The following is a 20,420-nucleotide window of genomic DNA, read 5'->3' on the forward strand; positions in this document are numbered from 1 at the left end:
CGCTATCCACACTTTTGAGGTGTGAACCACCGACTTACGTAGGTTTCCTACCTGCTGAAAATGTTTGACACAGTCGACTTGAGACGTTGGTGCAGCGAACGCAGTTCGCCTCTTTTTGCCTGCACTTCCACCACTTGGAGGCCTTTTGGTCGCGCAAGTGCGCTACGGAACTCCTCCTGGCCGTCCACTGTGGAGTGCGGAATTCGGTAGCCCGCGCACAAAGCGGCCATATCCGTCCCGTGCGGAGTGCCGAATATCCTTTCGAAACTTTGACCGTGCTCCGGAGCTCCCTGTTCCAGCAACGAAAAGATCCCGCCGCCGTCGTCGTTGAGGACGACGATCGTGAGGTCCGGACGGCGGTCGGCCAGCAGGCCGTTGCTGTCGTGCAGGAACGTCAGGTCGCCCATCAGCGCGTATGCCGGGCCGTCGTGAACGACAGCCAGCCCGATCGCCGTGGAAACGCTGCCATCGATGCCGGCGGCACCCCGGTTCGCGTGGATCGTGATGTCCGGACGGCGCTCGCCCGCGTAGTCCACGTCGCGGATCGGGTTCGACGACCCGACGAACACCAACGACCCCGACGGCACCGCCTGGGTGAGATCACGCGCGACGTGCAGACCGGTGGGCCACGGTTCGGCGTCCAGCAGGTCGTCCACGGCGACGCTGACGTTCTTCACCGCGCTCTGCCACGCCTGCAGCCACTCCCCGTCGTGGTCGGCGGGCTCGGGCAGCCACGTCGAGGCACGCGACGCGGTGAACTGCGTGTCCGGCCACTGCGCCTGGTCGCCGACGGCGTGCACGATCGGCACCGACTTCAGCACCGCCTGCTGACCGCGAGAGAGAGTCACCCGGCCCACGACCAGCACCGCGTCCGGCTTGAGGTGCTCCGGCAGGCCCGCGTTGAGCAGCAACGACCCGTGCCGCAGGCCACCAGGAGCGGTCGGCTCGGCGATCACCGGCCAGCCGAGCCGCGAGGCCTTGAGCAGCCGCTCCGGACGGTCGTCACCGAGCAGCACCAGCGTGCGGGGCGGCAGTTCCGACGGTCTGGTCTCGACCGTGAACGTGCGGTCCGTCGCGGTCCACGGAGTCCGGTCGGAGGTCGGCCACTCGTCGTCGTCCGGGGTCAGCGGCGGCCGGAACGGCACGTTGACGTGCGTCGGGCCGTCCGTCGCGATCGCGCGGCAGATCAGCGACCGCGTGGTGGGCTCGTCGACCCCCTCAGGTAGGTGCAGCGTCTGGATGCCGAGCACGTCGTGCTGGTTGATCGTCTGGCTGGCGCCGGCGCGGTACAGGTCGACCGGGCGATCGGCCGTCAGCGCGATCAACGGGACATTCGTCAGCTGCGCCTCGACGACGGCCGGGTGCAGGTTCGCGACCGCCGTGCCGCTGGTGCACGTCACCACCGCGGGCGCACCCGTCTTCGCGAGGCCCAGCGCGAGGAATCCGCCGCTGCGCTCGTCGATGCGCACGTGCACCGTGAGCAGGCCTTTTTGCTCGGCCTGGTGCAGCGCGAACGACAGCGGGGCGTTGCGCGAACCAGGGCACAGCACGACGTGACGCACGCCGTTGCGCACCAGTTCGTCGACGATCACTCTCGCCTGCGTCGTGGACGGGTTCATCCCTCAATTGTCACCGGGTCGCCTGAGAGGCCGCCCGCTGGTCTCAGCAGTTGAGGCTTAGAGTCTCGTCCGTGGCAGATCAGGAGCTCTTCGACCCGTCGCTGTGGAAGCCGATTGAGGGCTTCGACTTCACCGACATCACCTACCACCGCGCGCTCGACCAGGGCACGGTCCGCATCGCGTTCAACCGGCCGGAGGTCCGCAACGCGTTCCGGCCGCACACCGTGGACGAGCTGTACCGGGCGCTCGACCACGCGCGGATGTCGTCGGACGTGGGCTGCGTGCTGCTGACCGGCAACGGGCCGGCGCCCAAAGACGGCGTCTGGGCCTTCTGCAGTGGCGGTGACCAGCGGATTCGCGGGCGCAGCGGCTACCAGTACGCCTCCGGTGAGACGGCTGACACGGTCGACCCGGCGCGGGCGGGGCGGCTGCACATCCTGGAGTGCCAGCGCCTGATCAGGTTCATGCCCAAGGTCGTCATCGCGGTCGTGCCCGGCTGGGCCGCCGGCGGTGGCCACAGCCTGCACGTGGTGTGCGATCTCACGCTCGCGAGCGCGGAGCACGCCAAGTTCAAGCAGACCGACGCGGACGTCGGCTCGTTCGACGGCGGCTACGGCTCGGCGTACCTGGCGCGGCAGGTCGGCCAGAAGTTCGCGCGCGAGATCTTCTTCCTCGGCCGCACGTACTCCGCCCAGGAGATGCACGAGATGGGCGCGGTCAACGCCGTCGTGCCGCACGCCGAGCTGGAGACCACGGCGCTCGAGTGGGCCCGCGAGATCAACGGCAAGTCGCCCACGGCCCAGCGGATGCTCAAGTACGCGTTCAACCTGATCGATGACGGTCTGGTGGGACAGCAGCTGTTCGCCGGTGAGACGACCCGGCTCGCGTACATGACCGACGAGGCCGTCGAGGGCCGTGACGCGTTCCTGGAGAAGCGCGACCCCGACTGGTCGAACTACCCGTACTACTTCTGATGCTCGACGACCTGCGCGCCGCGCTGAACGGCGGAGAACCACTGGTCGACGGCCCGCTCGCCGGCTGGGAGAAGCGGGCCGTGCTCGGCGTGCCCACGTCCGGGTCGACGGGCGAGCCGAAGACGGTGCTGCTCTCCTCGCAGGCGCTCACCACGTCGGCGGAGGCCACGCACGAACGGCTCGGCGGGCCCGGCACGTGGCTGCTGGCGTTGCCCACCAGCCACATCGCCGGGGTCCAGGTGCTCGTGCGGTCGATCGTCGCGGGCACCACCCCCGGCGCGCTGGACATGTCGAAAGGCTTCCGCGCCATGGGTTTCGCGCAGGCCGCCCGGCCGGTGCTGGCCCAGCCGGGACGCCACTACACGGCGCTGGTGCCGACGCAGCTGTCCCGGCTCGTCGTGGGCGAGGGGCCGGGGCTCGCGGCGCTGCGGCAGTTCGACGGCGTGCTGATCGGCGGGGCCGCCACCCCGCCGAAGCTCCTGCAACAGGCGCGCTCGCTCGGCGTGCAGGTCGTCACGACGTACGGCATGAGCGAGACGGCCGGCGGGTGTGTGTACGACGGTGAGCCGCTGCGGGACGTCTCGCTGCGCACGGACGACGTGATCGAGATCAGCGGACCCGTGCTGGCGCTGGGCTATCGGGGCAGCGCGGAACCGTTCGGCGAGTGGTTCCGCACCGGCGATCTCGGCCGGCTGCGCGACGGGCGGCTGGAGGTGCTGGGCCGCGCCGACGACGTGATCGTCACCGGTGGCGAGAAGGTGCCGCCGATCCTGGTCGAACGGGCTCTGGCGACCGTTGAGGGCGTGCTGGAGGCGTGTGTCGTCGGGGTGCCGGACGACGAGTGGGGCCAGGTCGTCGCGGCGGACGTGGTGGTGCGCGGGGACGAGCCGTCGGTGGACTCGTTGAAAGCGGCGGTGTTGGAGGCTGTGGGGCGGGCGGCGGTGCCGAAGCTGGTGCGGTTCGTGCACGAGCTGCCGTTGCGCGGACCGGGCAAAGTCGACAGAACCGCAGTACTCGACTCTTTTAGGTGAACCTTTACCGCTGAGGACAACTCTCCCCGCGAAGCGCGCGGACCCAGCCGCGTGCGCTAGCGATGGGGGTTTCTCATGCGCTACCTGTTACCGCTGGTCGTCGGCGCCACCTTGGTCGTCGGACTGGCGTCCCCTGCCCAGGCAGCCGGAAACGAGTGGTCCGCCGACCTCAACTACAAGCTCGTGTCGTGGGGCGGTTCTCCGCGGACGGGCCTGATCGAGCTGGAACCGCACAGACTCGCTGAGCCCGCCAACAAGGTCACGGCGGCGGTGACCGGTGATGGTGTCGTCGACGTGCGCGGTCTGCGTCCGGACGGCCAGTGGACCGAGTGGCTGGAGGCGCCGGCGACGTTGCCGGTGACCACGGACACCATCCAGACGCGCGTGGTTCTGAGCAGTGGCAAGGCGGAGCGCGTGAAGCTGACGGCGTCTCAGGCTCCTGCTGCTTCGGAAGACGTTTCCATTGCGGCTGCTGGACGTGCGTACCGGGTCTACGCGACGCGTGAGGGTCTCGTCGGCGGCACCACGGCCAACGGGCACACGATCCGTTCGCGCGACCACTTCGTCGCGCTGCCGTCGCGGCGTGGCTTGGCGCCCAACAACTCCGGCAGCTACAGCGTGCAGGTGTGCGCGTCGAACGGTCGTTGCGAGTGGGCTCCGGTGTGGGACGTCGGCCCGTGGAACACCAAGGACGACTACTGGAACCCGTCCTCCACGCGCGAGATGTGGAAGGACCTGCCGCAGGGCAAGCCCGAGGCGCAGGCCGCGTACGAGAACAACTACAACGGCGGCAAGGACCAGTACGGCCGTGAGGTCGCGAACCCGGCCGGCATCGACCTGGCTGACGGCACGTTCTGGGACGGCCTGAAGCTGACCACCAACTCCTGGGTGACGGTGACGTACCTGTGGACCGGCTCCGGTCCTGTCGGGACGGTCCGCACGTCCGCGGCGAACGGCACGGTGAACGTCCGCACCGGCGCGAACTCCTCGACGGCGCAGGTGGGTCTGGCCGCGAACTACGCCCAGGTCAGGGTCACCTGCCAGCTGACGGGCGAGTCGGTCTCCGGCACGCAGGGCACGTCGAACATCTGGTACCGCATCGCGTCCGGCAAGCACATCGCGAAGGCGTACGTGGCGGGCGTGTCCGGGGCGACGAACTGCTGATAGGCCCGTTGGCGGGTCCTCAGTAGCCATAGCGGAGGATGGGGGCATGGCCTCAGTCGTCCAGTGGATCCAGGGGACCCGCCCTCGCACGCTGCCGAACTCGATCGCACCGGTGATCGTCGGCGCGGCGGCGGCGCACCACATCGACGAGTTCAGCGTGCTCTCCACAGTGCTGGCGTTGGTGGTCTCGATCGCGCTGCAGATCGGCGTGAACTACGCCAACGACTACTCCGACGGCATCCGCGGCACCGACGACAACCGGGTGGGGCCGTTCCGCCTCACCGGGTCCGGTGCCGCGGAACCGGCGAAGGTCCGGCTGGCGGCGTTCATCTCGCTCGGGGTAGGCGCTCTGGCGGGCATCGTGCTGGTGGCGCTGTCCGGGCACTGGTGGCTGCTCGCGTTCGGCGCGGTGTGCATTGCCGGAGCGTGGTTCTACACCGGCGGCAAGCGTCCGTACGGCTACGCGGGGCTCGGCGAGATCGCGGTGTTCCTGTTCTTCGGACCGGCCGCGGTGCTGGGCACGCTGTACGTGCAGACCGGCGAGATCACCGGGATCGGCATCGGCTCGTCGATCGCGATGGGGTCGATCTCGGCGGCCGTGCTGGTGGCGAACAACCTGCGCGACATCCCGACGGATGCCGTGTCGGGCAAGCGAACCCTGGCCGTCGTGCTCGGCGACAAGGACACCCGCAGGCTGTACCTGGCGCTGGTGGCGGTGCCGTTCCTGATCGCGCTGGGGATGACCGTGCGGGTGCCGTACGCGTTGCTCGGGTTCCTCGCGGCGCCGGTGTTGCTGCCCGCGGTGCGCCGCGTCGCGGCCGGGCGTGGTGGCCGCGACCTGATCCCGGTGCTGCAGTTCACCGGGATCGCGATGCTCGCGTGGGCCGTGCTGGTCAGCGTCGGGCTGGTGCTCGACTGACGTTTTACCAGGCGTCCTCGGTGAACTGCGTGGGCTCGTCGTCCTCGGTGCGCGCGGGCCTGCGCGGAGGCGGCGGAGGGGCCGTCTCGCCCTTGATCAGCTCGTCGAGCTTGGCCCGGTCGGCCTCGAGTGCCTGGCGCACAAGGGGATCGTGACCCGCCTCGCCCGTGAGGACCTGACGCCAGCTCAGGCCGGCACCGCGGGCGATGCGGTCGGCCAGCTGCCGCATCGCCGGTGACGCGTCGCTCGACTTCGCGAACTGCATGACCCTGCGAACGTCCTCAGTGGACGGTTCCTTGCCCTTCAGGTTCTGCTGCGCGGACCGCATGGCGCGGTCCACGTCGGCGACCGCGCCCGTCAGGAAGTCCTCGGCGGCGGTGATGTCCGGTGTCCGCCAGGCTGTCATCACCACTTGTCCTCCGCGAAGATGTCGGGGTCGTTCTCGTCGCCGTCGTCACCCCTGTCTCTGCGCGGGCCCTGCGCGTTCATGATCTCGTCGACCGACATGCCCTCCTGCAGCATCTGGAACGCCTGCTGCATCTTCTTGACGTTCTCCTGCTGCATGGCCTGCACGTCGGGATCCTGCGCGGCCTTGCCGGAGACGACGTCCTCCCACGAGAACTCGCCCGCGTCCACCTTGCGCTTCAGGGCTTTCAGCTGTTCCGGCGCGTCCTTCTCCTGCGCGGCGCGCTCGACCTGCTGGGCGATCGCCTTGAAGTCGACCGGCGGAACAGGCGGCAACGGCGTGTCCTTGAGCCTGGCCGCGAGGTCCTGCGCCTCCTTGAAGCGCGCGTCGACCTGGGCCTCGGCGGCCCGCAGCTCCGGCGACTTCCAGCTGTCGTTGGGGGTCGTCATCAGTTGTCGCTCCCGAAAAGTCCCCGCTGGACGGGCCGGATCTCGTCGCGGACGTCCGCGAGCTCGTTGCGCGCAGCGAGAGTGCGCCACTGCCGGAAGTCTACTTCGGACAGACCGAGCTGCTCGGCCGTTTCGAAGTTCTCGCCGAGGAAGTGCAGGACGGCGTTGTCGCCCATGATGCCGAGGATCTCGAACTCGGCGCCGCGGTACGTGCAGAGCTTGCGCAGGTACGCGAGCTCCTCCACCTGCACGTCCAGCACGTCGAGGTACCGGCCGCCGTCGAGCTGGGGGAAGTCGTCCGGCGCGGGCTGCCCGGCCAGCGGGTGCAGCAGCAGCGTGCCGGGCCTGCCGGCGAAGTCGACGTCGAAGTCCTGACCGCGGTACTTGGCGATCAGTCCACGCCGGACGGTCGGGCGCAGCGCCACCGGGGACGGCCAGAACCTTCCCGGCCCGAACCCGACGTCACCGGTCGGGATCCAGCCGACCTGGCGGTTGATGTACTTGCCGACGCTCCTGCTCTCGCCGTTGGGCTCGAACCGCCACAGCTCCGCGCCCGCCGGAAGCTCGGTGAGCTCCATGACGTACTCGGGGATGGGGTGCGCGCTCGGCGTGAAGCCGGTGCCCGTGAACGGCACCGGGTAGACGCGCGTCGTGCCCATCTTCCGCGCGCCGTCGAGCGTCGGGCCGCCGAAGCTGGTCTCGAAGATCTCCGTGGTGTGCGCGAAGAAGCGCAGCAGGTACTGCGTGCCCTTCGGCCACTCCGCGACCTTGTCGACGCCGAACGCCTCGGCGAACTGCTCGGAGGTGCCGTCGGGGAAGTCCTGGCCGCGCGTCACGAACCCGGCGGTGCGGTGCGGCTCGAACTTCCCGGGCACCACGACGTTGCCCAGGTACAGCTGCGCGACCGCGGGGTGCACGATCTTCTGCAGGATCGTCTCCGGCCCGATGCCGGCCGCCTTGTGCCGCACGGCCTGTGGCGTGCTCATCCCCGGTTCTCCTTCCACCGCGCCAGGTAGTCGGTGCGGTCGACCCGCACGTCCGCGAGCTCGTCGACGTCGAACGTGCCGTTGTAGCCGTTGTACTGGTCGCCGTCGAGCCCTTGCTGCGCGGCCCAAACGTACTCACCGCCCGCGTACCCCGCGTGCGCCTTGCCGTCGACGACGCTGGTGACGTTGAACGGCTCGCCTTTCCACCTGGCCGTCATCTTCTCGCGGTACCACTCCTCGAGCTCTTTGATCGGCACCAGTTTGAGCTGCCGGTCCCTGGACTGCTCGAAGACCTCCTGGGTGCGGTACTCCTGCCCGTCGATCTTGACGATCCAGAGCTGGTCGTTCTCGTTCGGCCCGGCGTAGTAGAGCTCGTTCTGCCAGCGCGCCATGGCCTTCAGGTAGCTGGTCACGGCTTCTTCTCCGGCACGACGGCCCAGCCGCGCGCGGAGTCGTACACCGCGTGCAGGCGTTCGGAACCGTCCTTGTTGACCTGCCAGATCTCGGCGCGGTCAGGCAACGGCGTACCACCGCTGACCAGCCACTCCGGCACACCACCCGCGGTAGAACCGGTGCCGGTGAACGGGTCGAAGTTGGTGTACGGCGTGGCCGCCCCACCCGCCGCCGCCATCTGCTTCTGCGACGCCTCGTAGTGCGCCTGCTCCTGCGGCGTCTGGTACTGGTTCGCCGTCGGCGTGGCACCCGAGTTCCAGTCCGGAACGTCCTTGCGCGGGCCGCCGAACGGCACGTTGGACGCGGGCAGGTTGTCGGCGTCGGCCTTGTACCGCAACTGCATGGCGGACTCGGCGCCCACCGGGGTCGGCGACCAGCCCTGACCCTTGTCGTCGAGCGCGAGGCCGTCCCGGAGCCCTTGCGGCGTGTTGATGCCGGCCACGTCCTGACCCCTGGCGATCGAGCCGCCCATCTGCTCCTGGCGGTCGATCTTCTGCTGGTCGGTGTGCGGCTGCTCCGGCAGGTAGGTCTTCATGGCGCCGTCGTTCAGCACCTTGGTGACGATGTCGCCTTCGTGGACCTTGATCTGGTTGCGGATGTCGGCGACCCGTTGCGCCTCGTCCGCGCTCAGGTTGGTCGACAGCTTCTTGCTCAGCTCCTCGTACTCCGCGCGCTTCACCGGGTCGGGCTCGATCTGCTCCAGCTGCTTCTGGTAGCTGTCGCCCTGGGCGGCCATGGCGGCCTTGTCGTACTGCGGGGTGAGGTCGTGCCCGGCAGGCGAGAGGTGCTTGTCGCCGCTGTTCGGGGGCTGGTCCGCGTCTTGGGGGCGCTGGGTGTCCGCCGGGGTGCCGTCGTGCTGGTCGGACTGGTCGTGCTGGTCTGCGGGGTGCGGGTCGGTGGGGTGGGGCTTGTCGTCGGCGTCGTGCGGCTTGGAGTCTTCGGCACCGCTCGAGTCGGTGTCGTGCTCTTTGCCGTCGTGGGGCTTGTCCTGGTCGTCGTGAGGCTTGCCGTCGGCGTCGTGCGGCTTGCCGTCAGAGTCGTGGGGCTTGCCGTCGGTGTCGTGTGGCTTGCCGTCGGCGTCGTGGGGCTTGGTTTCGCCGTCGTGCGGCTTGGTTTCGCCGTCGTGCGGCTTGGTTTCGCCGTCGTGCGGCTTGGTTTCGCCGTCGTGCGGCTTGGTTTCGCCGTCGTGCGGCTTGCCGTCAGCGTCGTGCGGCTTGCCGTCCGTGTCGTGGGGCTTGGTGCCCGGCTCGTGCGGCTTGCCATCGGTGTCGTGCGGCTTGCCGTCAGAGTCGTGCGGCTTCGTGCCGGGCTCGTGCGGGGCCGTCGTGTCGTGGGGCTTGGTGCTGTCCGGTGCGTCGTGCGGCTTGGTGTCCGTCGACCCGCTGGGAGTGGTGTCGTGCGGACGCGGACCCGACTGGTCGTGCGGCGTCGTGCCGCCGGAGCCGCTGGGCGTGGAGTGGTCCGTGCCGGGGCTCGGGTGTGACGGCACACCACTGCCGCTGCTCGGGCTCTCGTGTCCGGGAGGCGACGGGAGACCGCCACCGGAGCTCGGCGACGGGTGTCCAGGAGGCGAGGGCAGGCCACCGCCACTGCTCGGCGTTTCGTGTCCCGGGGGCGACGGAAGACCGCCGCCTGAACTCGGAGACGGATGTCCGGGCGGGGACGGCAAGCCACCGCTGCTCGGCGTTTCGTGTCCCGGAGGCGATGGAAGGCCGCCACCGGAGCTGGGAGTCGGGTGACTGGGCGGCGAAGGCAAGCCGCCGCCACTGCTCGGGGTTTCGTGTCCGGGAGGCGACGGGAGACCGCCGCCGGAGCTGGGAGTCGGGTGTCCGGGAGGCGAAGGCAAGCCACCGCCCGAAGTCGGAGGCTGATGTCCGGGCGGGGACGGGAGGCCGCCGGAGTTCGGGTGGCCCGAGGGCGCGGGGGCCGTTGCCGTGCCGCCGCCGGCAGTCGGGTGGCTGGGCGGGGTGGGCAGGCCGCCGGAACCGCCTGGCGTCGGGTGCGAACCCGCTGGACCTGCGGGCCCCGCGTGCGAACCCGAACCCGAACCGGGCCCCGCGTGCGAACCCGAACCTGTACCGGCCCCCGCGTGCGAGCCGGACCCCGTGCCGGTGCCTGAAGGCGCCGTGGGCAGGCCTGCGCCTCCGGGGCGGGTGCCTGAGGTGGCGGGGGTCGGGTGGCTGGGAGGCGTGGGAAGGCCCTGGCCGGGCGGAGTCGGGAGGCCCGCCGGCTTGGCTGGGCCGGACGGAGTGCCGGACGGGGTGGTGGGCCAGGCTGAGCCCGCGGAGGAACCAGGCCGTGAACCCGAGCTGCGAGTGGAGTCGCCGCCTGCGCCTCCCATCGGGGGTGCGCCCATGGGCATGGCGCCGCCCACCGGGGTCTGGTGGTGCGACGGCGGGGCGGCTGCGGGGGCTGCGCCTGCCGCGTGCGTGGTGTCCGGGCGCGGCGGGGTCGCGTGGCCGCCGGTCGGCGCGCCTCCCGAACCGCTGTGGCCACCGGTCGGGACACCGCCGGTCGGGACGCCGCCGGAACCGCCCGTGGGCACACCGCCAGCGCCGCCACCCGAGCCGAGCGAGGGCGGAGCGGACACCGTCGGGCCGGCAGTGGCGGCGGCGTGCGTGGCAGGAGCGTCCGGGCCGCCGTGCACGACGGGCGGGGCCGAGACGGGAGCACCGCCGGGAGCCACCGAGGACACGGCGGCTGCCTTGGTGCCGTCGTCAGCGGAACCTGGCGGGGTGTAGACCTCGCGCACCTTCGAGCCGATGTCGTGGCCGCGGTCCGCGATCTCGGTCGCGGAGTCCTTGATCGACGACATGTCGTCGTGGATGTCGTTGACCGCGTTGCGGACGTCGCGGCCCGCCTCCGCCACCTCCTGGGTGGCGTTCATGGCCTCGGCGAGGGTGTCGGCGTCCTTCAGCTTGCCGATCGCCGAGAAGACGCGGCCCACGGCGTCGAACAACGACTTCACGTCGGCGATGAGCTTCTGGACCGTGTCGATGATGTCCATGACACGGCGGTAGATCTGGTAGGCGTTCCAGACCATCTCGGCGGCCTTGATCCAGCCGGCGACCGGGATCCAGACGGTGGCGGCGGCCTCCAGGAGCTTGTTGACCAGGTAGTCCAACAAGCGCGCGGCCTGCTTGCCGAGAGCTTCGGCGCCGGAAGCGACCGTGTCGAAGCCCTTCGCGATGAGCTGCGTGACGCCCATCTCCGCGAACAGCGCGGCCTTCCACCCGAGAGCGATGTACTTCTCGTGGGCGCGCGCGGCGTCGCCGTCCCAGTGAGTACGAACCTGGCCGACCGCGTCGGTCAGGTTGTAGGAGACGTCGTTCATCGCGTTGCCGACCATGCGCCACGCGTCGCCGTCGGCCCGGATCTTCGACCAGTCACCGGTGATCGGCGTGATGATCGTGGCGACCAGCGACTCGCCGGTCACGGCCTCGAACACCCAGTTGACCGCCTGCACGCCCCAGCCCTGGTCGGCGAGGACGTCGTTCAACGAGGCCCGGTCGATCTCGGGCTGCTTCAGGGACGCGGCGACCGGGCGCGGGTCCCGGTAGGAGGTGGTCACTTCAGCAACCCGTTGAAGATCGCCATCTGGGCGCGGTCGACGGCCTCGTACACCTCAGCCGTCGAGTCCACCGCGGACGCCGTGCCCTCCAGCTTGGACTTGCCGAAGTCGAGCGTCTCGTCGAACAACGCGCGCACGATGTCCACGCCCGGCTGCAGCAACGTCAGCAGGCCGGTGAAGCCCGCCTTGTCGCACGCCGTGGCGTGGACGTACTTGCGGATCGTCTCGAACTCCTGCGCTTCGGTGCGCAGATACTCGGCGTACGCGCGCAGCTCGGCGGCGTCGGTGAACAGCGACGACACGGGGTCCCCCCTGCGGACTCAAGTGCTCAGGTCACGCTGTGACGCACGACTCTCGTCACCAGTTCCCCGTGCGGTGGAAGTTGTTGAGACGTTCAAGACACGGGTCGAGATCCATGTCTTGTGCGGATACCCATGAGTCGTCGTAGTAGGTGTTCGCGTAACGCTCGCCACCGTCGCACAACAAAGTCACCACGCTCCCGCGCGTGCGAGACTGCCGCATCTCGGCGATGAGCTGGAACGCACCCCAGAGATTTGTTCCGGTCGAGCCACCGACGCGCCGCCCGAGCAGGTCCTCCACGTACCGGATCGTCGCCACGGACGCCGCGTCCGGCACCTTGATCATGCGGTCGATCACCTGACCGATGAACGACGGCTCCACCCGCGGCCGCCCGATGCCCTCGATCCGCGAGCCGCGCGTGCCCAGCAGCTCCGGCCTGCTGTCCCGCCACGCCTCGAAGAACACCGAGAACTCGGGATCGACGACGGCCAGGCGCGTGTTCAGCTTCTGGTAGTGGATGTACCGGCCGATCGTGGCCGACGTGCCGCCCGTACCCGCCCCGACGACGATCCAGTCCGGCTCCGGCGAGGGTTCGAGCTTCATCTGGTCGAAGATCGACTCGGCGATGTTGTTGTTGCCACGCCAGTCCGTCGCGCGCTCGGCGTGCGTGAACTGGTCCATGAAGTGGCCGCCGAGCTCGGACGCCAGCCGCCGCGACTCGTCGTAGATCGTCGACGGGTCGTCGATGAAGTGGCACTTCCCGCCCTGCCGCTCGATCAGCAGGACCTTCTCCGCCGACGTCGAGCGGGGCATCACCGCGATGAACGGCAGCCCCAGCAACCGTGCGAAGTACGCCTCGGAGACCGCCGTCGACCCGGACGACGCCTCGATCACGGGCGTGCCACCGGTGATCCAGCCGTTGCAGATCGCGTAGAGGAACAGCGACCGCGCGAGCCGGTGCTTCAGCGAACCGGTGGGGTGCGTCGACTCGTCCTTGAGGTAGAGGTCGATGCCCCAGTCGAGCGGCAGCGGATAGCGCAGCAGATGGGTGTCCGCGCTGCGGTTCGCGTCGGCCTCGATGATCGAGACGGCTTCGCGCACCCAGTGCCTGGTCCGGCTGCAAACACGGTCAACAGAGGTACTCACGCAGGCACGATAACCGCGCAGACGTCCTACGCCTGGGTGAGAGGACCTTCGTCACCACGCAGCTCGGCGCGCAGCTTGTCGCGCTCGGCCTGCCGCGCCTGCTGCTTCTCGTTCAACCCGACCGCCACCCGCTCGCGCAGCCCCTTGAACAGGAACAACGACGCCGGCAGCGCCACGACCACGCCGACGGCCAGCGCCGGAAGCAAAGGAACCTTGAACAGCAGGAGCGCGCCCGTCACGACCGCGACGAGACCGAGGCGGGCGAGGACGTAGAGCGTCACATCTCGAGCGAGCACCCGTTCAGGTTACGACGCCGTCCTCGTCGCCGGTGTTCGGCCGCCCCTCGAAGCGCGTGGAGAGCACCACGGTCGTGCGCGTGCGGGCGACGCCGTGGATGCGCCGCAGCCGTCCGAGAGCCTTCTCCAGGTCGTCCACGGTGGCCACCCGGACCTTGACGATGAACGACTCGTCGCCCGCCACCCGGTAGCAGGACTCCACCTCGATGAGCTCGCTCAACGCGTCCGCGACCTCGTTGTCGTCCGCGATGTCGGTGGGGTGGATGCCGATCAGCGCCGTCACGCCCAGGCCGACCGCGCTGGGGTCGACGACCGCGTGATACCCGACGATCACGCCGCTGGACTCGAGCTTGCCGACCCGCTCGTGCACGGCGGAGGCGGACAGGCCGACCTGCCTGCCGAGCTCGGCGTAGGTGGCCCGGCCGTTGGCGCGCAGTGCGGCGATGATCTGACGATCAAGAGCATCCACCCGCGTAACCCTATGCCCCACGACTGCGCTCACCCAGTACCGGCCTGATGTCCGGTTCGCCCCGGTCGTCCCTTACTACCTCTTTACCAAAAAACAAGCGTTCGAGTACCTGATGGGTCAGATGCCACGATCAGACCGGAACGTCTGATCTGAGGAGGACGAGTGACTACAGCGTCCGAGCGCCTGTTGACGCCTGGGGAAGTCGCCAATCTGTTCCGGGTCGACCCGAAGACCGTGACCCGATGGGCCACCGCAGGTCGCATCGGTTCGATTCGCACGCCAGGAGGACATCGCAGGTTCCGTGAGACCGAGGTGAAGGCTCTGCTTTCGGAGCTGACGACCGAGGCGACTGAACCCGTCCGCCACTGAAACCGTAGTAATCCCTGTGCCGCGGGTAATCTCGTGGCAAAGGGAGGTGGCGACCAGATGATCTACCTGCTGGCGGTGATCGGTGCGCTCACCGTGGCTGTGCTGGTGTGGCGAGCCTTCGCCCCACAGCATTCGGAGTACACCCCGGGCCGCAAGGTGATCGCACCTGACGACGACCCGGAGTTCCTGCGCAAGCTCGACGAGCAGCGCAAACGCGACGAGTGAACGAAAAGGGGCCCTGACCTCAGGGCCCCTCTCGTCGCGTCACCACACCGGCTGGTCAGGTGTTCGGGAAGTCGTCCGCCACGACGGCGCCGAGCTCCAGCAGGGCCAGGCGGGTCTCCGGTGCGAGCCGGTCGAGCGCGATCTCCGCGCCTTCTTCGAGGTGCTCGTCGAACGGCAGGCGAACCACCGCGCGGCACCGCTGCTGGAAGTGCGCCGCGAGCTTGTCGAGGTCGACCTTGCCCGACTTCGGGCGCACCGAGTTGATCACGCAGACGGATTTCGCGACCAGGTCGCGGTAGCCGTGCGCCTCCAGCCAGTCGAGCGTCGCCGCGGACGTCTGCGCGCCGTCGACCGAGCCGGACGACACCAGCACCAGCTGGTCCGCCTGGTCCAGCACGCCCTTCATCGCGGAGTGCATGAGTCCGGTGCCGCAGTCCGTGAGCACGATGTTGTAGAAGTGCTCCAGCAGCTGCACCGTGCGGCGGTAGTCGTCCTCGCTGAACGCCTCCGACACGGCCGGGTCCTGCTCGGACGCCAGCACCTCGAGCCGCGCCGGCGACTGCGAGGTGTAAGCACGCACGTCGCTGTACCGGGTGATCCGCGAGGCGTCGCGCAGCAGGTGCCGCACGGTCGCCGTGGTCTCCCTCGGGATCTTCAACGCCAGCGTGCCGCGGTCCGGGTTCGCGTCGACCGCGATCACCCTGTCCCCGCGCAGCGACGAGAACGTCGAGCCCAGCGTGGTCGTCGTCGTGGTCTTGCCGACGCCGCCCTTGAGGGACAGCATCGCGATCTTGTAGCACCCGCGCAGCGGCTGGTTGATCCGCGCGATCAGCTCACGGCGGCGGACGTCGGCAGCGCTCTCACCGAGGTTGACCGCACCGCCGGTCATGTTGTGCAGCGACTTGCGCCAGCCCGAAGCCGGCGGCCGCTTCTCCTTCTTGATCAGCTGCTGCGACGACACCTGCTCGGCCTGCGAGCGGTACTGCTGCTGCGGGAAGTTGTTCGGGTACTGCCCACCGGCGAACTGGCCGTACTGAGCGGTGTTGTGAGGTCCGGACTGGCCGCCGCTCACCGAATGTGCACCCGACTGGCCGCCACCCACCTGGAACGCGCCGGAGCCGTCCACCGAGTACGCGCCGGACTGCGAGCCCGGCACCGGGTAGGGGCCGCTCGCGTTGCCGGGCACCTGGTAGTTGCCGGACGCGTGGCCGGGCACCTGGTACATGTCGGCCTGGTACTGGTCCGGCTGAGCGCCACTCACGTCGTACGGGCCTGATTGACCACCGCTGACGTGCTGCGGACCGGACTGCTGCGGGTCGAGGTAGGCCGTCTGCGGGTCGACGTACTGCGGGCCGGAGCCCTGTTCCTCACCCGGTGGTTGCCAATTCACCGCTGTGGCCCTCCCTGAGCAAGGAGGATCGAGCCTTCCCCGACCCCCAGGTTGCGACGGTACGCAACCGACGACGGTTCCATCGACCTGGGGGCTTAACTCGTTAGAGACCCGCGTACGAATGCAACCCGCTAGTGACCAAGTTGATGAAGAACAGGTTGAAGACGTTCAGCACGAAGCCGCCGACGTTGATCCAGGCGGCCCCGCGACCACGCCAACCGGCCGTCGCGCGCGCGTGCAGATACGCCGCGTAGACCACCCACGAGACGAACGCCACGGTCTCCTTGGGGTCCCAGCCCCAGAACCGGCCCCAGGCGGCCTCGGCCCAGATCGCGCCACAGATGATGCCCGCGGTGAACAGCGGGAACGCCAGCACCGTCGTCCGGTACGACATCCGGTCCAACACGTCGGCGGACGGCAGCTTCGGGAAGCGCTCGGCCTTGCTGTCCTTGAGCAGGTACAGGATCGACGTCACACCGGGGATCAGCAGCACGCCGGACGAGATCGAGATCACCGAGACGTGGATCACCAGCCAGTACGACCGCAGCGCCGGCTGGACGGGCGCGGACTCGGCGTAGAGAACGGTGCCGCCGAGGAACAGCAGGACCAGGATCGGCGTGAGCACGAACGCGCCGAGGCGGCGGATCGGGAACTTCACCATCAGCACGATCCACGTCACGACCGCGGCGAGGCACAGCAGCGACATGTACTCGTACATGTTGCCCCAGGGCGCACGACCGGCCGACAGACCGCGCATGACCAGCGAGCCCAGGTGCAACAGCGCGCCGAGCACCGTCAGCGCGGCGCCCATGCGACCGATGCGCTCCGGCTTGGACAGCTCTGCCCTGATCCTCGAAGGCTCCGGCTCGATCAGGCCCGGAGTCGGAGCACCCGCTCCGACCAGCGCCTTCGCCTCACGCGGGGCACGGGCGAATGCCTGCTCAACCGCGTACAGCAAGATCGCGAAGAGGTAGACGCCCAGCGCGCTGCGGTACAGCCAGTCGCTGTAGGTCGCGAGTGTCTCGTTGACCGGCATCAGGACTTCTCCTCGTTCAAGACCGCGCGGGCGAGCCGCGTGAACTCCTCGCCGTATCCTGCCTGGTCAGTGCGGGCCAGCCCGCCGACCTCGACCAACGTACGCCCGTCTTCCTGAGGGGTCGCACGCACCCACACCCGGCGGCGCTTGACGGTCAGCGAGACCCCCAGGCCGAGGATGATCAGGATGGCGAACACCAGCACGTACCCCTGCGTGGGATCGTGCGAGACCTGCAACGACACCCAGTCGTTCACGGAGTCGAACCGCACCTTGGTGCCGTCGTCGAGCGTGAGCTCCTCGCCCAGCGCGAGGTTCTTGCGCGCGACCTTCTGCAACCGGCCCTGCTCGACCATCTTCAGGTCGATCGAGAAGATCGACTGGCCGCGGCCGTCGTCCACACCGAGATCGCCGCGGTACACGTCGACCGCGACCATCGGGTTGTTCAGCGCGGGGAACTTCGAGTTCAGGATGCTGCCGTGCAGCAACGGCGTCGGCGCCAGCAGCCCGGTGACCGCGATCTGCCCCTTGCGGCGCTTCTCCGCGTCCGTCACGCCAGGCGGGTCGAACTTGGTCGCACCTTCCGACGCCAGCGTCAGCTGATCGGTCGGCAGCCACTGAATCCCCTGCGTGCGCTTCTCGCCGTTGGGGAACGTCACCGTGAACGTCGGCGTGTACCCGTGGCCCAGCAGGTAGAGCCGGTCGCCGTCCGTCCGAAGTGGATGGTTGACCTGGAGCGTGTACGGCTCCCAGGTGTTCGCCGCGAGGTCCGCGCCGGACTGGTAGCGGATGTCGGCCTTGTAGCCGACGGGCTGCCCGTTGTCCAAGTAGTCGGCCGAGAACTTGCCGATCTCCACGCAGAACGGCGTCAGGTCCGTGCCGTCGACGCGCAGCCCCGGCCGGAACTGGTCGTAGTTGAAGATGCCGCCGTTGCAGAACTGGCCACCGTTCGCCTGGACGATGACCTGCCCTTCGTAGCTGAACATCTTGCCCAGCGCGAACGACACCAGCAGCCCGAGCAACGCGAAGTGGAAGACCAGGTTCCCGGTCTCCCGCAGGTACCCGCGCTCGGCGCTGACCGTCCCCTCACCGGAGTCCATCCGCCAGCCGCGCATCGACTTCCGCGCCCGCTCGACCGCCTCGTCCGGCGTCACCTCGAGAACAGCCTGCGCGTGATGCGGCATCCGCGACAGGTTGCGCGGCGTCAACACCGGCCGCGCACGCATCTGCTTGAAGTACTCCCACGTGCGCGGCAGCAGACAGCCGACCAACGACGTGAACAACAACAGATAAATCGCCGCGAACCACGGCGTCGCGTAAACCTCGAAGAACCCGAGCTTCTGCAGCAGCGCGCCCCACCAGCCGTGCTCGGCGACGTACTGGTCGACCTTGGACGCGTTCAGCGACAGCTGCGGCAGCAAAGCCCCCGGCATGGCCGCGAGCGCCAGCAGGAACAGCAGAGTCAGCGCGGTCCTCATCGACGTGAGGCCGCGCCACGTGTTGCGCAGGAAGGCGATCACTAGAGCGGCAACTCCACGACGTCGACGAACGAGTAGCGCAGCCACCCGACGAACTCACCCCAGAGCCCGGTCACGAGCGCGATCCCGACCAGGATCAACAACACGCCACCGAAGATCTGCACCTGCCGCGCATGAGTGCGCAACCACTTGGTCACCCCGAGCGCCCACCGCGCCCCGAGCGCCAGCACCACGAACGGCAACCCAAGACCCAAGCAGTACGCCAGGACCAACACAGCCCCGCGCACAGTCGACGACCCGACCTCGGTACTCCGCGCCACGGCCAGCACCCCGGCCAACGTGGGCCCAAGACACGGCGTCCACCCGAGCGCGAACACGGCCCCGAGCAACGGCGCGCCAACAAGCCCGGCCTTGGGCTTGGTGTGGAACCGCACGTCCTTCTGCAGCGCCGGCACCAGCCCGATGAACACGAGGCCCATCAGAATCGTGACCACGCCACCGATCCGCTGGAACAGATCAGCGTTGAGCAGCAACGCATCCGTCACCCCGAGGATCGTCATCGAGGCCAGCACGAACACGACCGTGAACCCGAGCACGAACAGCAGCGAGGCCCCAGCCACCCGCATCCGCCCCCGCTTGGCGGGCTCGTTCGCCTCAACCCGAGGCGCCTCAGCCCCGACCAACCCAGCCAAATAAGCCAGGTACCCGGGCACCAACGGCACCACGCACGGCGACGCGAACGAGATGAAGCCAGCGAGCAAAGCAACCCCGGTGGCCAGCAGCAACGGCCCGGAGATCGCCAGATCGGTGGGGTTCACACACCTCAGAGTAGGTAGTTGCCCAGATCACCCGCCCACCGGCATCACCTTTTGCACCCGCCACACCTGCTCCGAAGTACCGACGATTGCCGCCTTGTGGGTGACATCACGGTTGCTTAGCGTCAGCACATGCATCGTTCCCGGCTGATCCTCCCAGCGCTGACGGCAACCGCGCTGGCCCTGTTCGCCCAGGTACCGGCCGGCGGCGCTGCCCCGGCGATGGAATGGCGCGAGGTCTTCAACGAGGACGGCTCCATCACCCAAGCCCTGACCCCCAAAGCCCCGGCCCAGAAGACAACGGGCTTCAAAACCCTCGCAGCAGCCGAGGTCGTCGAGGTCCAGAAGGCCACCGCCACCAACGGCGACCCGAACAACTCCTTCGACCTGGTCTTCGTAGGCGACGGCTACACCGCCTCAGACCTGGAGACCTACGCCGCCAACGTGAAGTCCAAGTGGGACGAACTCTCCTCGATCGAGCCCTTCGCGGAGTACAAGGCCTACTTCAACGTCTGGCAGGTCAACGTCATCTCGAACGAGTCCGGTGTGGACCACGACCCGACCAAGGGCCTCCTCAAGGACACGGCCCTGGACATGGGCTTCTGGTGCCAGGGTCGCGACCCGAACACCGAACGCCTCCTCTGCGTGAACGAAACCAGGGCCAAGGAATACGCCGCTCTAGCCCCAGCCGCAGACCAGGTGATCGCCCTCGGCAACACCTCAAAATACGGCGGCGCAGGCGGCTCAGTGGCCACCGCAGCGGGCTCCAACGCCCAAGCAGGCCAAATCGCAATCCACGAACTGGGCCACTCGATCGGCGGCCTGGCCGACGAGTACGACTACCCGTACCTCAACTACACGGGCAGCGAACCGCGCGAAATCAACGTCACCGCAGACCCCACCGGCGCCAAGTGGGCTGAATACCTGGGCAAGCCGTCCCCAGACGGCGGCGTGATCGCCCCAGTAGAGGGCGCGCGTTACTACAAAACGGGCCTCTACCGCCCAACAGCAAACTCGATCATGCGAACCCTGGGCAAGCAGTTCAACTCAATCGGCAGGGACGCCATGGTCAAGGCCTTCAAGGCAAAGATCCCGTCTCTGACGACACCGGCAGCAGCACCGCCAGCGAACTAAGCATCGGCACGCCTCAAGCGAAGCCGAAGGCGAGCAGTAGCGAAGCCGAAGGCGAGCAGTAGCGAAGCCGAAGGCGAGCCGCTTTTAGCCAAGAAACGACAGGTGGGGTGGGTCCCGTCACGAGTCGTGGCTGATCGTTGGCCGCGCCAGAGGGGTTGGGTCAAGTCGACACGCTTTTCGTCGACTTGACCCA

At 68.7% G+C, this 20,420-nt stretch carries 21 protein-coding genes; 7 read left to right on the forward strand and 14 right to left on the reverse strand.

Annotation, left to right across the window (positions count from 1 at the left end):
• Positions 1-47: 47 nt before the first annotated feature.
• On the reverse strand, positions 48-1,619 hold the full coding sequence (gene menD, locus AB0M24_RS39560; RefSeq protein WP_363778749.1) for a 2-succinyl-5-enolpyruvyl-6-hydroxy-3-cyclohexene-1-carboxylic-acid synthase: 1,572 nt from the start codon (positions 1,617-1,619) through the stop codon (positions 48-50).
• Between the two features lie 71 nt (positions 1,620-1,690).
• Here menD and AB0M24_RS39565 point away from each other — a divergent pair, with 71 nt between their 5' ends.
• The 4 genes from AB0M24_RS39565 (at position 1,691) to AB0M24_RS39580 (ending at position 5,707) form a co-directional block, all read left to right on the forward strand.
• Complete coding sequence (locus tag AB0M24_RS39565) at positions 1,691-2,593, forward strand: 1,4-dihydroxy-2-naphthoyl-CoA synthase (RefSeq protein ID WP_363778751.1); 903 nt, start codon at positions 1,691-1,693, stop codon at positions 2,591-2,593.
• Positions 2,593-3,624 carry an o-succinylbenzoate--CoA ligase gene (menE, locus tag AB0M24_RS39570; RefSeq protein WP_363778753.1) on the forward strand — a complete coding sequence of 344 codons (1,032 nt, stop codon included), beginning with the start codon at positions 2,593-2,595 and terminating at the stop codon, positions 3,622-3,624. The genes AB0M24_RS39565 and menE overlap by 1 nt, the downstream gene beginning before the upstream one ends.
• A gap of 75 nt (positions 3,625-3,699) precedes the next feature.
• The gene (locus AB0M24_RS39575) at positions 3,700-4,788 is read left to right on the forward strand and encodes a hypothetical protein (protein WP_363778755.1); all 1,089 of its coding nucleotides are present in this window, start codon (positions 3,700-3,702) and stop codon (positions 4,786-4,788) included.
• A gap of 46 nt (positions 4,789-4,834) precedes the next feature.
• Positions 4,835-5,707: a 1,4-dihydroxy-2-naphthoate polyprenyltransferase gene (locus AB0M24_RS39580; RefSeq protein ID WP_363778757.1), complete on the forward strand. Its 873-nt coding sequence runs from the start codon at positions 4,835-4,837 to the stop codon at positions 5,705-5,707.
• A gap of 4 nt (positions 5,708-5,711) precedes the next feature.
• Here AB0M24_RS39580 and AB0M24_RS39585 read toward each other — a convergent pair whose 3' ends face one another.
• From AB0M24_RS39585 to AB0M24_RS39625, 9 genes are read right to left on the reverse strand one after another with little or no spacing between them, the layout of a single operon-like run.
• A complete protein-coding gene (locus tag AB0M24_RS39585; protein ID WP_363778759.1) occupies positions 5,712-6,113 on the reverse strand; it encodes a hypothetical protein in 402 nt (133 codons plus the stop codon).
• A complete protein-coding gene (locus AB0M24_RS39590) occupies positions 6,113-6,562 on the reverse strand; it encodes a hypothetical protein (RefSeq protein ID WP_363778761.1) in 450 nt (149 codons plus the stop codon). The genes AB0M24_RS39585 and AB0M24_RS39590 overlap by 1 nt, the downstream gene beginning before the upstream one ends.
• Positions 6,562-7,548, reverse strand: coding sequence for a hypothetical protein (locus AB0M24_RS39595; protein WP_363778763.1), 987 nt, complete (start codon positions 7,546-7,548; stop codon positions 6,562-6,564). The genes AB0M24_RS39590 and AB0M24_RS39595 overlap by 1 nt, the downstream gene beginning before the upstream one ends.
• Positions 7,545-7,961 carry a hypothetical protein gene (locus AB0M24_RS39600; protein ID WP_363778765.1) on the reverse strand — a complete coding sequence of 139 codons (417 nt, stop codon included), beginning with the start codon at positions 7,959-7,961 and terminating at the stop codon, positions 7,545-7,547. Before AB0M24_RS39600 ends, AB0M24_RS39595 begins: the two co-directional genes overlap by 4 nt.
• Positions 7,958-11,572 carry a hypothetical protein gene (locus tag AB0M24_RS39605; protein ID WP_363778767.1) on the reverse strand — a complete coding sequence of 1,205 codons (3,615 nt, stop codon included), beginning with the start codon at positions 11,570-11,572 and terminating at the stop codon, positions 7,958-7,960. The genes AB0M24_RS39600 and AB0M24_RS39605 overlap by 4 nt, the downstream gene beginning before the upstream one ends.
• Positions 11,569-11,874, reverse strand: coding sequence for a hypothetical protein (locus tag AB0M24_RS39610; RefSeq protein WP_363778769.1), 306 nt, complete (start codon positions 11,872-11,874; stop codon positions 11,569-11,571). The genes AB0M24_RS39605 and AB0M24_RS39610 overlap by 4 nt, the downstream gene beginning before the upstream one ends.
• Positions 11,875-11,929: 55 nt before the next feature.
• Positions 11,930-13,018 carry a PLP-dependent cysteine synthase family protein gene (locus AB0M24_RS39615; protein WP_363778771.1) on the reverse strand — a complete coding sequence of 363 codons (1,089 nt, stop codon included), beginning with the start codon at positions 13,016-13,018 and terminating at the stop codon, positions 11,930-11,932.
• Between the two features lie 26 nt (positions 13,019-13,044).
• Positions 13,045-13,314, reverse strand: coding sequence for a DUF4229 domain-containing protein (locus AB0M24_RS39620; RefSeq protein WP_363778773.1), 270 nt, complete (start codon positions 13,312-13,314; stop codon positions 13,045-13,047).
• A gap of 4 nt (positions 13,315-13,318) precedes the next feature.
• Positions 13,319-13,783, reverse strand: coding sequence for an Lrp/AsnC family transcriptional regulator (locus AB0M24_RS39625; RefSeq protein ID WP_363778775.1), 465 nt, complete (start codon positions 13,781-13,783; stop codon positions 13,319-13,321).
• Between the two features lie 162 nt (positions 13,784-13,945).
• On the opposite strand from AB0M24_RS39625, the gene AB0M24_RS39630 reads away from it, so the two are divergent.
• Both AB0M24_RS39630 and AB0M24_RS39635 read left to right on the forward strand, forming a co-directional pair.
• A complete protein-coding gene (locus AB0M24_RS39630; RefSeq protein ID WP_167980329.1) occupies positions 13,946-14,152 on the forward strand; it encodes a BldC family transcriptional regulator in 207 nt (68 codons plus the stop codon).
• Positions 14,153-14,209: 57 nt separating this feature from the next.
• Entirely contained in the window at positions 14,210-14,377 is a 168-nt protein-coding gene (locus AB0M24_RS39635; RefSeq protein WP_086667950.1) for a hypothetical protein, read from the forward strand.
• Positions 14,378-14,432: 55 nt separating this feature from the next.
• Here AB0M24_RS39635 and AB0M24_RS39640 read toward each other — a convergent pair whose 3' ends face one another.
• The 4 genes from AB0M24_RS39640 to AB0M24_RS39655 all read right to left on the reverse strand — a co-directional run bounded on the left by AB0M24_RS39640 (position 14,433) and on the right by AB0M24_RS39655 (position 19,096).
• Positions 14,433-15,767 (reverse strand): AAA family ATPase, encoded by a 1,335-nt coding sequence (locus AB0M24_RS39640; RefSeq protein ID WP_363778778.1) that lies wholly within the window; start codon positions 15,765-15,767, stop codon positions 14,433-14,435.
• 103 nt (positions 15,768-15,870) lie between these two features.
• Complete coding sequence (gene ccsB, locus AB0M24_RS39645; RefSeq protein ID WP_363778780.1) at positions 15,871-16,803, reverse strand: c-type cytochrome biogenesis protein CcsB; 933 nt, start codon at positions 16,801-16,803, stop codon at positions 15,871-15,873.
• Positions 16,803-18,278: a cytochrome c biogenesis protein ResB gene (locus tag AB0M24_RS39650; protein ID WP_363778796.1), complete on the reverse strand. Its 1,476-nt coding sequence runs from the start codon at positions 18,276-18,278 to the stop codon at positions 16,803-16,805. Before AB0M24_RS39650 ends, ccsB begins: the two co-directional genes overlap by 1 nt.
• A gap of 41 nt (positions 18,279-18,319) precedes the next feature.
• The gene (locus AB0M24_RS39655) at positions 18,320-19,096 is read right to left on the reverse strand and encodes a cytochrome c biogenesis CcdA family protein (RefSeq protein WP_363778782.1); all 777 of its coding nucleotides are present in this window, start codon (positions 19,094-19,096) and stop codon (positions 18,320-18,322) included.
• A 129-nt stretch (positions 19,097-19,225) separates the two neighbouring features.
• Here AB0M24_RS39655 and AB0M24_RS39660 point away from each other — a divergent pair, with 129 nt between their 5' ends.
• The gene (locus tag AB0M24_RS39660) at positions 19,226-20,227 is read left to right on the forward strand and encodes a M64 family metallopeptidase (protein WP_363778784.1); all 1,002 of its coding nucleotides are present in this window, start codon (positions 19,226-19,228) and stop codon (positions 20,225-20,227) included.
• The last annotated feature ends 193 nt before the right edge of the window (positions 20,228-20,420 follow it).

The sequence above is a fragment of the Lentzea sp. NPDC051838 genome, assembly GCF_040681245.1.
Lineage (GTDB): Bacteria > Actinomycetota > Actinomycetes > Mycobacteriales > Pseudonocardiaceae > Lentzea.